This is a genomic window from Exiguobacterium sibiricum 7-3 (assembly GCF_000620865.1).
Taxonomy (GTDB): Bacteria; Bacillota; Bacilli; order Exiguobacteriales; family Exiguobacteriaceae; genus Exiguobacterium_A; species Exiguobacterium_A sibiricum_A.
On the sequence record NZ_KK211190.1, the window covers coordinates 179,505 to 194,464 of the forward strand.

At 47.2% G+C, this 14,960-nt stretch carries 14 protein-coding genes; 4 read left to right on the forward strand and 10 right to left on the reverse strand.

All coding sequences use genetic code 11. The features are described 5' to 3' along the window. Window positions 1–4: 4 nt before the first annotated feature. Window positions 5–1,396, forward strand: a complete 1,392-nt coding sequence (locus P402_RS0101910) for a TrkH family potassium uptake protein (RefSeq protein WP_026827177.1) — start codon at window positions 5–7, stop codon at window positions 1,394–1,396. A gap of 62 nt (window positions 1,397–1,458) precedes the next feature. Here P402_RS0101910 and P402_RS0101915 read toward each other — a convergent pair whose 3' ends face one another. The 3 genes from P402_RS0101915 to P402_RS0101925 are packed head-to-tail and all read right to left on the reverse strand — an operon-like array spanning window position 1,459 to window position 5,425. Further along, complete coding sequence (locus tag P402_RS0101915; RefSeq protein ID WP_026827178.1) at window positions 1,459–2,202, reverse strand: sugar nucleotide-binding protein; 744 nt, start codon at window positions 2,200–2,202, stop codon at window positions 1,459–1,461. Next, the gene (locus tag P402_RS0101920; protein WP_026827179.1) at window positions 2,199–3,284 is read right to left on the reverse strand and encodes an SDR family oxidoreductase; all 1,086 of its coding nucleotides are present in this window, start codon (window positions 3,282–3,284) and stop codon (window positions 2,199–2,201) included. The genes P402_RS0101915 and P402_RS0101920 overlap by 4 nt, the downstream gene beginning before the upstream one ends. Continuing rightward, window positions 3,281–5,425 (reverse strand): PAS domain-containing sensor histidine kinase, encoded by a 2,145-nt coding sequence (locus tag P402_RS0101925; protein ID WP_026827180.1) that lies wholly within the window; start codon window positions 5,423–5,425, stop codon window positions 3,281–3,283. The genes P402_RS0101920 and P402_RS0101925 overlap by 4 nt, the downstream gene beginning before the upstream one ends. A gap of 216 nt (window positions 5,426–5,641) precedes the next feature. Between P402_RS0101925 and P402_RS0101930 the strand changes: the two genes are divergently transcribed. Next, complete coding sequence (locus P402_RS0101930) at window positions 5,642–6,166, forward strand: restriction endonuclease (protein WP_026827181.1); 525 nt, start codon at window positions 5,642–5,644, stop codon at window positions 6,164–6,166. A gap of 172 nt (window positions 6,167–6,338) precedes the next feature. Next, window positions 6,339–6,815, forward strand: a complete 477-nt coding sequence (locus P402_RS0101935) for a hypothetical protein (protein ID WP_026827182.1) — start codon at window positions 6,339–6,341, stop codon at window positions 6,813–6,815. A 49-nt stretch (window positions 6,816–6,864) separates the two neighbouring features. On the opposite strand, the gene P402_RS0101940 is transcribed toward P402_RS0101935, so the two are convergent. Continuing rightward, window positions 6,865–7,485: a DUF1836 domain-containing protein gene (locus P402_RS0101940; protein ID WP_026827183.1), complete on the reverse strand. Its 621-nt coding sequence runs from the start codon at window positions 7,483–7,485 to the stop codon at window positions 6,865–6,867. Window positions 7,486–7,601: 116 nt separating this feature from the next. On the opposite strand from P402_RS0101940, the gene P402_RS0101945 reads away from it, so the two are divergent. Then, window positions 7,602–8,249, forward strand: a complete 648-nt coding sequence (locus tag P402_RS0101945; RefSeq protein ID WP_026827184.1) for a diacylglycerol/polyprenol kinase family protein — start codon at window positions 7,602–7,604, stop codon at window positions 8,247–8,249. A gap of 1 nt (window position 8,250) precedes the next feature. On the opposite strand, the gene P402_RS0101950 is transcribed toward P402_RS0101945, so the two are convergent. The 6 genes from P402_RS0101950 to P402_RS0101975 form a co-directional block, all read right to left on the reverse strand. Beyond that, complete coding sequence (locus P402_RS0101950; protein ID WP_026827185.1) at window positions 8,251–9,114, reverse strand: tetratricopeptide repeat protein; 864 nt, start codon at window positions 9,112–9,114, stop codon at window positions 8,251–8,253. 108 nt (window positions 9,115–9,222) lie between these two features. After that, on the reverse strand, window positions 9,223–10,347 hold the full coding sequence (ald, locus tag P402_RS0101955) for an alanine dehydrogenase (RefSeq protein ID WP_026827186.1): 1,125 nt from the start codon (window positions 10,345–10,347) through the stop codon (window positions 9,223–9,225). 120 nt (window positions 10,348–10,467) lie between these two features. After that, a complete protein-coding gene (locus P402_RS0101960) occupies window positions 10,468–11,685 on the reverse strand; it encodes a PucR family transcriptional regulator (protein ID WP_026827187.1) in 1,218 nt (405 codons plus the stop codon). Window positions 11,686–11,892: 207 nt separating this feature from the next. Continuing rightward, window positions 11,893–12,747, reverse strand: coding sequence for a sulfite exporter TauE/SafE family protein (locus P402_RS0101965; protein ID WP_026827188.1), 855 nt, complete (start codon window positions 12,745–12,747; stop codon window positions 11,893–11,895). A gap of 107 nt (window positions 12,748–12,854) precedes the next feature. Then, the gene (locus tag P402_RS0101970) at window positions 12,855–14,411 is read right to left on the reverse strand and encodes a solute symporter family protein (RefSeq protein ID WP_026827189.1); all 1,557 of its coding nucleotides are present in this window, start codon (window positions 14,409–14,411) and stop codon (window positions 12,855–12,857) included. Next, window positions 14,408–14,734 (reverse strand): DUF485 domain-containing protein, encoded by a 327-nt coding sequence (locus P402_RS0101975; RefSeq protein WP_026827190.1) that lies wholly within the window; start codon window positions 14,732–14,734, stop codon window positions 14,408–14,410. Before P402_RS0101975 ends, P402_RS0101970 begins: the two co-directional genes overlap by 4 nt. Window positions 14,735–14,960: the final 226 nt, after the last annotated feature.

Genomic DNA, 14,960 nt, shown 5'->3' on the forward strand with positions numbered 1-14,960 from the left:
GAACATGTTTTCACATAAAAGACGTTCGCGATTAGCCAAGTTTGGACGATTCGGGGAACTGATTTATCATCAGTTATTCGATAAGCCGGCCCGGTTCATTGCGACCGGTTTTACCTTGACCATTTTATTGGGTGGTTTTTTCCTTTGGTTACCGATGTCTCAACAGGCAGGTCAGGATGTATCGTTCATTGACTGTCTGTTCGTCGCGACGTCAGCGGGAACGGTAACGGGTCTCTCAACGATTAATATTGCGGAATCCTTTAATCTGCTGGGACAAATCATCATGATGTTGCTGATTCAGGTCGGCGGACTCGGGTTCATGACGATTGCGCTTGTCCTATTAAGCGTGACGGGACGGAAAATCGGTATCCGGCAACGGATCATCATTCAGGAGATGTTTAACCTCGACAGCCCGGGCGGTACGATTCGTCTTACCCGTAACATCATCCTGACGACCGTCGTCGTTGAATTGATCGGGATGCTGTTGATTGCCCTCGACTTATTTATCCAATATAAGTATACGTTCGGCAAATCGCTATATTATGGATTGTTCCATGCCGTATCAGCCTTCAATAATGCCGGTTTTGCATTATGGGGCGATAACCTAGTCGGTTTTCAACAGGATACGACGTTCATCCTGACGATTTCAGCGTTATTGATGATCGGTGGACTCGGCTTTACCGTCATTGCGGATTTATCTGCTAAACGGAGTTTTAAGAAGATTTCCTTGCATTCAAAACTGATGGTATTATCGCTTGTTGTCATCAATGGCCTTGGGGTCCTCGCGATGATGATTTATGAATGGGTGTCGCACCTCGGATCGCTTCACGATAAATCCTTTTTTGAAGCGTTACACATCGTCTTCTTCCAAGTCGTCACGACGCGGACGGCCGGTTTCCAGACAATCGATTTAACGACGATGGTTCCGTTATCGATTGGATTGATGATGGTCTTGATGTACATCGGGGCAGGTTCTGCTTCGACGGGATCCGGAATCAAGGTCACGACGGCAGCTGTCATCTTGAAAAACGTCTGGACGTATCTGCGCGGACAACGGGAGACGGTCTTGATGCGACGGACAGTTCGACCACAGGCGATTCAAAAAGCTTACGCCATTGCTGTGTTCAGTCTCCTGTTCATTGCCTTGATTACGACGTTGCTTGCTTTGTCACAACCGAACATCTCCTTTGTCGGCTTGTTTTTCGAGACTGTATCAGCGTTCGGGACAGTTGGTCTGTCGTTGAATGTCACTGCGGAATTAAACGACTTCGGGAAAGCTTTGATCATGTTTATGATGTTGCTTGGTCGGGTCGGATCGTTGACGATTCTGTTCACGTTTGCCGCTCAACACGATCGCTTGATTCGTTATCCGAAAGAAAACATGTTGATTGGTTGATGTTCAACAACAGCCAAAAAAGTGTCCTCCATCCCGTATTGACCGGGATGGAGGACACTTTTTTAATGGACGAAGGATAGGCGTTCTGAAATCGGTCGGATGGCGACCCGTGAATCGGTCATCCGATCATCGCGCGTCATCCGGTTATCTTCGGTAATCTGCCACTTCGACCCATGCAGGATGTTCAAAGCTGTCGCGATTTCAAAAAATGAATGACTTGAATTCCCGTTTGCCAGATAAAGACCGGGTGTATACGTCGTGACAATCGTATAAAGCGTCTGTGCCGTATCCTCTAAAAAGGCGCAGGAAGGATACCACTGTGTGCTGGCGGGAATCGGACCTGTGACAGCGTGGCGTTCCAAATAATCAATCATATTATTGGAGCCGGCTGCCTGTCCGATCTGCCAACCGATCCGGACGATGTAGGCGTCGGGATTGACCGCTTGGATCAGACGTTCGCACGTTCGTTTATAAGCCCCGTACTCATCCATTGCTGCCGGCACGACTGCAGGATCATGCGGTCCTTTTTGATTGTCGGAATAGACGGAAGCCGTACTTGTAAAAAGAAACGGAATGTTTCGTTCAAACGACAGGCGTGCAAGTGTTTCGGCGAATTCAGCCGAACCCATCCCGATATGCAGCAACAGGTCGGGTTGAACACGATCGATGAACGCTTCCATGACGGCAGGATCAGTCGTTGAGACGACGGACCGGTCCCAGGCGGTGATGTCGTAGTGATGGGAACGGAAGACGTCTGCGAGGACGGGAGCGACCGTTCCGTTCATCCCGGTGATTAAAACGTTCATAGTGTTTCTCCTATCTGTGAATGTTGTGTTTTGTAATAGGCAACAAGGCGGGGAACCAGTTCCGCCAAATCCGGACAGATGATACCGGTCCCGTCCAAATCACGCAAGGCGTTACTCGTATCATATCGGGCCGGATGTACGAAGTAATCAAGCGTCTGCCGCTGCATCTGCAAGCGTTTGGCGATACGCGGCGTGAGCAGAGACGTGACCAGACGGAAGGGAACAGTACCTCTCGGGTAAGAACCGTAATAGACGACGTGAAGCATTTCGTAAATCGCCCGGGCGCCATGCGGGAAGGGGTCTGTCAGATGATAAGTCGTCCGAACCCCTGCAGGTGCATGACTGAGATAGGTCGTCGCGTTGACGACATAATCATACGGAACGAGATTAACGAGTGCGTTCGCTCGTCCGGCATAAGGTAACGGTGCAAATGGACTCAACAACCGTAAAGCATTCAGGATGAAATAGACGCCATCCCATTTCGGTGTTTCACCCGTCTGTGAATTCCCGACGACGATTCCGGGACGGATGATGGTATAGGGTAACGTTCCGATTTCTTCACGGAATCGTACTTCTGCAATGTATTTTGTTTCTTCATAGGCATTTTTAAAGTCCGCCCGATGTGATAATTCATTTTCAGAGATTGTTCCTGTTCGAAGACCGGAAACGTATGCCGTACTGAAGTAGACATACCGCTCCAGGTGGACGAACGTATGGGCAAGACGTGTCACATGAGACGTACCGGTGACGTTAATTCGAAAGGCAATGTCATAAGAAGTGGCTAAGTCATACAGGGCAGCGAGATGGAAGAGATGGGTGACACGACCAGCCAGCTCCTCCCGGATGGAGCCGGGCAAACCCAATCCCTCTTTTGTGATGTCGCCTTCAATTAAAATCAACTGTTCTTCCTTAAGCGGGGTCGTCCGTAAAAACTGTTCTTTCTGCGAAACAGCGCTCGCATGTTCATGTTTAAGATGCAACAGATAAAAGCAGTCAATTTGTTCAGGAACAAGAGCCAGGCGTTCAATCAACTTTGTTGCCAAAAAGCCGGGAAAGCCCGTCATCAGATAAGTTCGGTTCATTTCTTCTCAAAATCCTTTCGTGGATCAAGCTCCAATACAATCGTGAACGTCGATCCTTGATGTAATTCCGATTCGACAGAGATGGCACCTCCGTGGGATTCGATGATTTCCTTGCAGATGGCGAGCCCTAAACCGGTTCCACCGATTTTTCGGACGGCCGAATTGTCGACACGGTAAAATTTCGTGAATAATTTATCAAAGGCAGTTGAAGGAATGCCGAGCCCGTAATCCGTCACGCTCAAGATGGCCTGGTCTGTTGTTTTTTCGAGGCGTACATCAATCTGGTCGGAAGTGGGCGAATATTTGATGGCATTGGATAACAGATTGATGATGACCTGTTTGACCTTGTCCTCATCGGCAAAAATAACGATCGGGTCATCATCCATTGTGGCGTGAATCGTATGTGTCTCTGCCGTCTCACCGAATGTTTCAATCGTTTCGGCTAACAGTTGACGTAACGAAAACGGTTTGAAGACATAGTCTTGTTTGCCGCCTTCCATTCGTTGGATGTCTAAAAAATCATTCAGAAGATTAGTCAGGCGTTTGGCTTCTTCATGGACGATTTCAACGTATCGGGTCGTCTTTTCAGGTGTCGGTTGCCGGTAACGCAACAGTTCCATGAAACCAAGGATGGATGAGAGCGGCGTCCGCAATTCATGGGAGACGGTGCTGATCAGTTCATCTTTGACGTGATCCATTTTCTGTTCTTCCGTCCGGTCACGGAAGACGAACAAGAAGCCGTGACGAGAAAAGCGGCTGCGTTCTTTTTTGATCGAGGTCGCATAAAATTCAAAGTAATGATGACTTGATTCGTCCGGTTGCTGCAAGGTGAAGCGGAAGGAAATCTCAGAATGTTTCCCTGCCAGTAATTCCTCGACCTGTTGCAGCATGGCGTAACGTGTCGCTAAATCGAGATTCGGAATCATGCTGATTCGCTCCTGGATTTTACTTGGTGCGATGCCCGGCACATCCAGCAGTTTACGCGCTTTGACATTCATGTAGGCGAAACTGCCGTCTTCCCCCGTCAGTAAAAAGCCTTCATTGGAAGCTTGGAGGATCGATTGTGTAATATCGCGTTGGCGCATGATGGCATTTTTTTCCCGTTCCAACATTTTTTCGATTTTTTTCTGTTCGCTGATATCACGGACGACAGCGACGCGCATCCGGGTTTTGTCATATGTGATTTCGCGGGGAAACACTTCGATTTCGACAGAAGTGCCGTCTGCCCGCCGTCCGATGACTTCATATGGTTCTTCATAATGACTCGTGATCCGGTGAATGACGGATTCCTGAAACTCGGGTTGAATAAAATCAAGGATCTGATGTCCTTTCATCAGTTCGAGTCGGGTCCGGAAAATGATTTCCGCCGTCCGGTTAGCATCGAGAATGACGCCGTCATCATGAAAGATGACGGCTTCAAGGACAGATTCGGCAATCAGACGGAACCGGCGTTCACTTTTTGCGAGATGCAGTTCGACTTGTTTTTGGGAACTGATGTCCGTAATGAATAAGAAGAAACCACCATTTTGGAGACGTGTCATATACAAGCGACCATAAAACTGAGAACCGTCTGTTCGATGATACGTCCATTCATTTTCTGTATCCCGTCCGTGTAACAAGAGGATATCTTCATCGGACAGGTTTTTTAAATTTAACTGCTCCAGATGTTGTTTCCGGAGCTGGAATTCTTCCGGATCATGTATTGAGAGTGGTGTCATTTCCTGAGGCAGCGCAGCAGGATCGACGCCGAACATCGTCCCGGCTGTCTCGTTGATGTCTGTGATGCGAAAATCAGAATCTGTTACGAGAAGCGCGGCGTCAATTGTTGAAGCCAATAATTGATGGAAATCAAGGGACTTGATTGTGACTAAAAAGAAGTCGGTCTGCTCGACTGGGGAAATCATCAATGTGTAAGGAAGAGAAACGACCTGAATCCGATTTGAAATCGGGAAAATCGTATCTTCTAATAAAAAAAATGAAGCAAGGGACGTATCAGCTGACGACAGACGGAACTGTTGATGAAATGCAGGATTCGCAAAGTCGATGATACCAAGTCGATTCACTAATACGACAGGCTCTTCGAGAGCGCGCAACGTTGCATGAATGACTCTACTGGAAGAAGGAGATGAATGTTCTGCCATGAGCTGCCTCCTTAAAAGAAATGAGCGGTAAACGGATATGTGTAAAGATCAGTAAAGTGACGTATTCTCTATATATTCTCCATCCCATGACATCTTTCCTATCGCCTACGCGAGAGAAGCCTGAATTTAGTATGATGAATTCAGAGAATGATCCGAACCAAGGACTGTATCGTACGCAAAACAGATGAACAGATTCAGAAGGGCGGTAACAGAACGATGCAAAAACAAATGAAACGAAGAATGATGGCCTTGCTATTTGCGGTGACCGGAGGAGTCGCCACTTATTTTTTTTCGAGTTCTTGGGAACCTTTAATCTTGATTGTGAGTATAGTAGGGTGTACACTCTTTTTAATCCTTTCCTTCCTGACCCCGTCATTAGCAAACCGACTGGACCGGATGGAAGGACGAGAGTTTGAGGAATGGTTGGTCGAGCTTTTTGAAACAGCCGGGTATCGTGTCGAGTTGACACCGGCCTCACGTGATTTCGGAGCAGATTTATTGATTGAAGACGCACAAGGGTATAGGATTGCGATTCAAGCGAAACGATATGGTTCGGTCGTAGGACTCGAAGCTGTTCAACAAGTGGCAGCTGCTGTCCCGTTTTACGGTATGGATGAAGGGTGGGTCGTGACAAACTCGACCTATACGGAAGCCGCGTATCGTTTGGCAGAACCGAATCGGGTTCGGTTGATTGATCGAAACGAATTACTGGAATTTGCTCATGAAATTGGCTTTCGCTAATGTTGTCGAATGATTGTCGACAAAAGGGGGTTGTCAATTTGTTCAAACGGTGCAATAATCATTTTCGTTAACGAAATATCAGTCAGATAAAGAAAATCAAAATTATACGGAATGTCTAAATATACTGGGGACGAAATACCAGCACTTTTTAGCAGTGAGAGGAGAATTTCTGTTGCGCAAAGTTGTCTATGTGCAGGGTTGCGTTTTTTCGCAAGGTCATGCCGCGATTTATGATGAATCCCACCAAATGATTGGTGCGGTTCAACACGACGAAACAGGTCGTGTTCAAGTAATGAATGGTGAAGGTAGAGGGGTAGCGTTTGGTAAGTTCATCCCGACATGTAAGAAATGGGTCGTGATGAACCACGATGGTCAAGAAGTAGGTCAAATGCGTGAGAAATTTTCACTCTTCTCGAAGAAATGTGAGTACAACGTTTACGAACGCGGTACGTACACGATTTCCTTCGACCTGACAAAAGGAAAATTCTCAGTACGGAGTTCAGCGGGAGAAGTCGTCGCAGAATTGCTGCAAGACGGCGATGAATACCGTCTTGTCAAAGATGCGGATAAACTTTCGATGTACGAGTTACTCTCGGTTCTAAAAAGCCTGACGAATAACGTCAACTATAAATCACTTACAGCAGTTTAAAACAAAAAAAGATGTCCGGCCATTATTGATGGCTGGACATCTTTTTTTGTTAAGTTTGTAAGACATGCTGGAGACGCTGCTTCGCTTCATGCGTCAGGTGCGATATACGGCGTGCGTAGAGACAGAGCTGGAGAACATGGACGGTTTCAGGGCGATAGGCATTGATGCGCTCTAATGACCGTCTCAAACGTTTTTCTGTTAATTCAATTGGACCGCTTGTTTCCGCATGTTGTGTATACACAAGGTAGAAATCAAGGGGACTGATTAGGTCATCTTCATCGATGTTCGGATTTTTGAAGACAATCGTCAATAATTCACGTGTTTCTTCCAGTGAAAACAGATGCTTTAAATCATCAAGTAAGTAAATGATGGCAGCCTGGTTAATGGAGTACTTCTTACCACGGTGCGGAACACCGATGATGTCACGAACTTCACGTTTCGTCCAATTTTGAATCGTCGTTGCCGACATATGCTCCCCGATCAATGCATTGGCAAGGTGGACGATTTCATTAATGGACAAACCATTTTTAGAAGGATCAAACTGTTTGAGGCGGGTCATTACTTTCGGCAAATCGGCTTCCTCTTCTGACCCGAGTGTTCCGATTCCTTTGCCTTCTTTCAAACGAAGCAGGCAACTGGATAACGTTTGTACGGCTTGAGCATCATACATGCAGAATACTTCCTCTCTAGAACGTCATTTGACCTTATGTTAACAAATGAAGGTTCGAAAGAGCAAACGCCAATCGAACGAAGTACAATGAAACTATCAGAAAAAGGGGGATTCGTATGGAGTGGATTGCGGCAATCGGAACAATCGTCATCGTTGGAATCGTCTTAGCCCTTCTCGAATGGACGGGAAAGAAATTGCAGGTGCAACCCGAGACGATACGGAAGTGGATTCATATCGCGGTCGGGCACTGGGTATTCTTAGCACTCGCTTGGATGGAGCATTGGTATGTCGCCATCACACCGCTACTATTTTTTACACTGGTCAATTTGATCACTTTAAAGCGAGGAACCGGGCGAATGAATCAGGTGGAACGGGTTTCGTATGGAACGGTGTATTATCCGATCGCCTTGGCCCTGCTGGTTCTGTTCTTTTTCGAACAGGAACCGATGGCGCTTGTCGCAGGAAGCATGGTCCTTGCCTGGGGAGACGGATTAGCGGCCCTCGTCGGAAAACGCTTTGGGAAAACATTCTACACCCGTGGAAAAATCCGTCGTTCATTCGAAGGCAGCATCGCGATGTTTTTAGCATCTTTTCTCGTATTGACAGTGACATTTCTATTTTATGAAGAACCGGCCTGGCTTGCCGTCAGTTACGGTTTTTTACTGGCCAACATTGCGGCCTTGATTGAAGCGGTCTCTTACCGGGATACCGATAATCTGTTGATTCCGCTGACAATCGGAGCCCTTGTCGCATTCGCCCTTTAAATTACGGACGGTGAAACAGACGACGCATGAAGTACCGGGACCGGATTGTCAGGTAGAGCGGAATGGACCGGATTCCAGCATGCCGATACGTCAAGTCACGGCAGATTGTATCAAAAACGGTCCGATACATCCGGTCTTTCGTCTGATCGTAGACGGCCGCCCACATGCTGTGTTCGACCATCAGGGAAAGCATGGAATCGAGCCGGAAGACGGTTGCTTCATCCGGTTCGCCGTCCAGTGCCTGATGGAACAACTCATAACGCATTTCCGCATTGTTGGCGGCAATCGCATGGAACACCATATCGTGGTGGTGTTCCGGAATCTCGAACAGCAATGAGTAAAGAGACTCCAGCACATGTTCATCATGCCCCGGCATCGACTGCATCATATCGATTGTCATCAAGGTCCCTTCTCCACCGGGACCGATTTTTTTCAGATACTTGAGTGCATGTGACGCGGCCTCGCCGAAAAATTCCCGCTCGTGATAATGAACGGCTAAATGACGGTGCACACTCGGCTCATCCGGAAAAAGCGACAACGCATCCAGGAAATGCCGTTCGGCCTCATGTTGAAAATTTTCGACTTCACTCATCAAGCCAAGCAGGAGATGAGCCCGGACATGATCGCCGGTTTCGGCACGTGCCTGTTCGAGTTGCCGGCGTGCGGCTGAAAAGTTTTGTTCGTGAAAGAAGGCATAGGCTTTGGCAATCCCGGGAAGAGGGTGCCCGGGGTCCAACTGGTGCAGGCGTTCAATTTTTTGCTGAAACAGCTTAGGTTCGAATTCGGACGTCAAATGAGACAACAGATCGAGTTCTGCGAAGGGAATCGTAATCTCATTTGATTGGGCATGTAACGTATGGATCATGTGAAAACCACCTTATGTCGTGTTATATCTTCATGATAATTGAAAGAGAAGACAAGAAACAGCCCGTTGCTAAGGCAACGGGCTGTTTCTTGTCTTTATCGGATAGGCTTAAGCGTGTAGATGAAGCACATCTTCCACCGATTTGTACGTGTATCCAAGATCGCGTGCAACTGCTTCATACGTGACGAATCCTTGTGCAACGTTCAGACCTTTTTCAAGAGCGGCGTTTTCGGCAAGTGCGCGGTGCGTGCCTTTGTTCGCAAGCTCTAATACATAAGGAAGTGTCGCATTCGTCAAAGCGAGTGTCGATGTGCGTGGAACCGCACCCGGCATGTTGGCGACAGCGTAGTGAACGACACCGAACTTCTCGTATGTCGGATCATCGTGTGTCGAAATACGATCGACTGTTTCGAAGATTCCACCTTGGTCAATTGCCACGTCAACGATGACAGAACCGGGTTTCATCCGCTCGACCATTTCAGCCGTGACAAGTTTCGGAGCTTTTGCTCCAGGAATCAAGACAGCACCGACAACCAGATCACTTTCAGCGACAGCTTCAGCGATTGTATACGGGTTTGAAATCAATGTGTTGATTGAATTCCCGAAAATATCGTCGAGTTGACGGAGACGCTCCGGACTGACGTCGATGATTGTGACATCTGCACCGAGACCAACCGCAAGTTTCGCTGCGTTTGTTCCGACGACACCACCGCCGATGACCGTTACTTTACCGCGACGAACACCAGGAACACCTGCGAGCAGGATTCCCATACCGCCGTGTGGTTTTTCGAGGAATTGCGCTCCGATTTGTGACGCCATCCGACCGGCGACTTCGCTCATCGGTGTTAAGAGTGGTAATGTCCGGTTTTTTTCGACCGTTTCGTATGCGATGGCTGTAATTTTTGAATCGACGAGTGCGCGTGTCAACTCAGGTTCTGCAGCCAGATGAAGGTATGTGAACAATGTGAGTTCCGGACGGAAGTATTGATATTCCGAAGCAACCGGTTCCTTAACTTTCAATGCCAACTCGGCAGTAGCCCAAACTTCAGCCGCTGTCTCGATGATTTGTGCCCCTGCTTGCGTGTATTCTTCGTTTGTAAAGCCGCTCCCCATACCAGCAGTTGTTTCGACGATGACCGTATGTCCTTGACCCGTTAAAGCCGCTACCCCAGCAGGCGTTAACGCGACACGATTTTCATTGTTTTTAATTTCCTTTAATACTCCGATGATCATAAATGCGATCCCCTTTCGCGAATAAACAAACAGTGTGTCACTTCTCCTTCAGTATACGAGAAATGAAAGCGTTCTACTTTATCGGCGATTTCAAAAATACAAGCAATCCTTTGTGAAAAATCACAAAGGATAACGGTCCGCTTTTAAGTACAGATAAAGAAGGGCGCGTTCCGGAAGCGATTCCATCCGGATACCGGCTTCTTCCTCGATTCTTCGCATCCGATACAAAATCGTATTCGGGTGCACATGCAGGTGGGAAGCGACTTGTTTGACGTTTCCATCATAATGAAGGAACCACTCCAACGTCTCACATAACGAAGCAGCATGTTTCCCGTCATAGGCGCGTAATCGCTCGATCTCTTCTAAACGAACGGTCCTTCTACGAAGACGTTCGGAAAAAATCGGTAACAGTTGGAACAAACCAAGCCGCTCATATCGTGTGACGGTATTTAATTCAAACGGAAAAGCATCTTTTAACCGGAGAACGATGCCGGTTTCTTCATACCGTTCCGGAATCGACTGGACGCCGGTAAACACTTCACTGCTGGCAGAGATGAAGTTTGTATAGTTAAACCGTTCCGCGAGCATCTGCCGGAACGACTGGATGAAGGCATCAAATTGTAAGCGTTCATGTTGGGCATCTTGATCGTTTGTGCTGATCCACAAAATAAAATCAGTCTCATCGTACGCGTACAAAAGCGGTCGGACGGTTTGCTGGATAGTCAGCAAATAACGTAACCGATCAGCAAGTCGCGGTGTGATGGCTTCTGAAAATCGAATCACCATTAGGCGACTGATTCCGGGTGGAGCAACGTGTAGTTTAGAGAAGGTCTTTAAAATTTCCGACTCGGGCATATCTTCATGAAGTAATTCAAAAAAGAATTGCTCCGTTTTTTCTTCTTGGCGTTTCTTTTGCATATCGATGGCGAGCAATTGCCGTTGGGCCAGCAAAGCTCCCTTTTTTAAGTCGGATAACTCCGTTTCTGAAAAAGGCGTACTGCGGGCGATCGACCAAATGTACCCTAAAATTTCTGTATCTTGCTTGATCGCAATCGCGACACGGTCATTCAAACCGACACCTGTACGGGCTGAAATGATCAACGGTTCATCCTGTGCCGCAAGATTCTGAATGACTTCGTCTTTCCACAGTTGATCAATGACCGATTCAGGAACGCGTCGCCCGATAATCGTTGCAATCCGGGCCGGGTCCGTATCGGCAGTGTGTGTACTATAAGCAAGCAACCGGTGATTCCGGTCCTCGATCGTAATGGGAGCACTCAGTGCGACACCAATCGCTTCCGCTAAATCCTCAAGGGAATGATACGTCGCTTCCAACATAAAAATCAGACCTTCTTTCTCTTTTAAAAATACTGTTGAAGTAAGTATATCTTTGGTTGTGTATAAGAACAAAGAGTTTTCCGGTAAGTTGTAAAATTTAACAAATTATAAAGAGTAGATGAATATGAAAACCAGGCACAAAAAAGACCTCCCGACCGTTATCCGGATCTGCCGGGGAACGGTCGGGAGGCGAAATTATAGGGAAAATCAGCGTCGGACAGAGCGTTTACGACTGTAGACGACGAGTGTCAGTAAGAAAACAAGACTGAGGGCAATCAAGACAATCAGTGAAGCCGTATTGAAATGAAGGACTTCAAGAAGGACGCTTGTTGCAACGGTCAGATAAAAAATACCAAGATATTTTTTGACGAAAGGACTGTCAAAATGAGCCAACTGTTTCGCACCGATTGGAGCACCAAGTAATGCTCCGATTATTAGCATGACCCCGACGAGGAGATCGACATCTGTACTTGCGACCGTATAGTTGACGAGGCCGGACAAGACGATCAGTAGGGCCGAAGCAATACTCGTTCCGACTGCCCGTTTCAATTCATATCCGGCGATACCGACGAGTAGTGGTGTAATGATGAAACCACCGCTGACACCAAGCAACGACGAGATGAATCCTGCGAACAGCCCAATGAAACCAAGTGCCAGATACCGGTTTTTCCAACCGGTTTGTGCACCTGACGAGGACTTTGGACGTAAAAACTTATTGGCAAAGTATAATAATAAACCGATATACACAACCGAGATGACGAGATGGGCGCCGTTCACTTCCTCTAACCGGAGAACGATTGGGGTCGCGATGGTAGAGCCGATGATGCCGACTAAACCGACGACCAGGCTGTCACGCCAGACCACATTTTTCAGGCGGAGGTGCGAGAGGGTACCGGATACGGTCGATCCAAGGGTTAACATTAAACTGGTCGCGATGGCGACACTCGGTGCAAAACCAAGAATCAACAACAACGGGGTCAAAATGATTCCGCCGCCGATTCCAAAGAAACCAGAGATGATGCCAATGAAAAAGCCGAGCGGTAAAAAATAATAAAAGTCCATTTGAGACATTCCTTTCACGTTATATCATACGGTTAGTATGGCAATTCATTCATAAAATGTAAAAGGGAACGGCTCCTTCAAGGGGGTTGAAGGAGCCGCTAAGGGGATTATTCTTTTGATGCAGCAACTTCAGTTGCTGCATCAATACCGGTATTGGCTTTGACAAGAATACGTTCGAAGTTACCGGCTACTTCGTCCGATTTCGTAACAAGTGTTCCGATGATCGCACCTAGAAAACCAAGTGGAATCGAAACAATTCCCGGATTCGACAGTGGGAATAATGCTTCCCCGACGAATAAGGCTGAACCGTCAACTGCCCAGATATTAGGACTGAGCGCGACGAGAAGCAGTGAAGAGAAAAGACCGACGACCATACCTGTGACAGCTCCGCCAGTATTGAAACGGCGCCAGAAAATCGTCAGCAAAATGACGGGCAAATTGGCACTGGCTGCCACTGCAAAGGCCAGTGAAACGAGGAATGCGACGTTCATCGATTGAGCGAATAACGCGAGTACCATCGAAACAAGTGCGACGGCAATGGAGGCGAGACGGGCAGCCGTCATTTGTTCTTTTTCCGTCGCTTGCCCTTTACGCAGAATATGACTGTAAAAATCATGGGCAAAGGCGGAAGCAGCCGATAAAACGAGTCCGGCAACGACGGCAAGGATGGTCGCAAAAGCGACAGCCGCAACGAAGGCGAACAGTAAATCTCCGCCAAGCGCCTGTGCGAGAAGAGGTGCGGCCATGTTTCCAGCAGCATTCGCAGCGATGATGTCATCTGCTCCAACGAAGGCAGCGGCTCCAAATCCAAGGAAAATCGTTAAGATATAAAAGGCGCCGATGATCCATGTCGCATAAACAACTGATTGCCGGGCAGTCGGTGCATCTTTTACCGTAAAGAAGCGGATTAAAATGTGCGGCAATCCGGCTGTCCCGAGAACAAGTGCCAAGTTTAAGGAAATCGTATCGAGCGGTAACTTAAACTTGTTTCCGGGATTCAAGAAGGCGTCACCGAGCGGTGTTGCTTGTTTTACTTCCGAGAACATCTTCATGATTGAGAAATCGAATTTGGCAAATACCATGAAGGAAATAACGGCTGTACCGGCCATCAATAGAATCGCTTTGATGATTTGTACCCATGAGGTGGCCGTCATACCGCCAAAAACAACATATACAGTCATCAAAATACCGACGATGATGACGCTTGTCGTATACGGAATCCCGAGTAGCAACTCAATCAAAGCACCGGCTCCAACCAGTTGCGCAATCATGTAGAAAATCGAGATGACGATTGAGTTCATTGCGGCAACACCACGAACTTTCGAAGCATTGAAACGAGCAGCAATCATATCTGCCATCGTGTATTTCCCTAAGTTGCGTAATGGTTCGGCGACGAGGTAAAGAACGACGAGGTAGGCAACGAGAAAACCAATGGAATAAAAGAATCCGTCAAATCCAGCCAGGGCGATCATACCGGCGATTCCGAGGAAGGAAGCAGCAGACATGTAGTCACCGGCAATGGCGATTCCGTTTTGAGCGCCGGTCAAACCACCGTCCGCAGTATAAAAATCATTCGCCGTCTTTGTTTTACGGGCAGCGAAATATGTAATGACGAGTGTTAACCCGACAATCGCAGCGAATAGGGCGACAGCGGTATAGTTCATCTGGATTCCTCCTTGATCTGTTCGACCAGTCGATCAAACGAACGTGCCTTTTTGTTGTAAAGCGTACAAAACGTCCACGTCATGATGAACTGCAGGAAAGCAAATAACCAAGCCCCTGTGATATCACCAAGCAATGGCCGATTCAAGAAGGTGAAGTAGCTTGTCATGACGGGAAGCGTAAAATAAAAAATGAGACAAAATACAATCGCCGGTAAGATGAATGTATTCTTCTCGCGCATCAATTGTTTAAACGATGCACTTTCGACGATTGCTTCAGCAGAGCGTGTTGTTTCCGTCTTCGCTGTTTCAGATACCTGGTGCATGAGACGCCTCCTTTGGAAATGAATTTAAATTCATTATAGAGACACTTACTTTGGAAAATCTATCCTAATTTAGAAGGGAGAAACAAAGATGTTATATCAGTATTGGTCTTACCAATTATTTGTAAGCGTTCTCAATGTTGAACAAAATGTGAACGTTATTCTAGAAATATATTAATGTAGAAAAATGATTCAAAAGTCCTGCCTGGAAATATAAGCGGAAACGGCA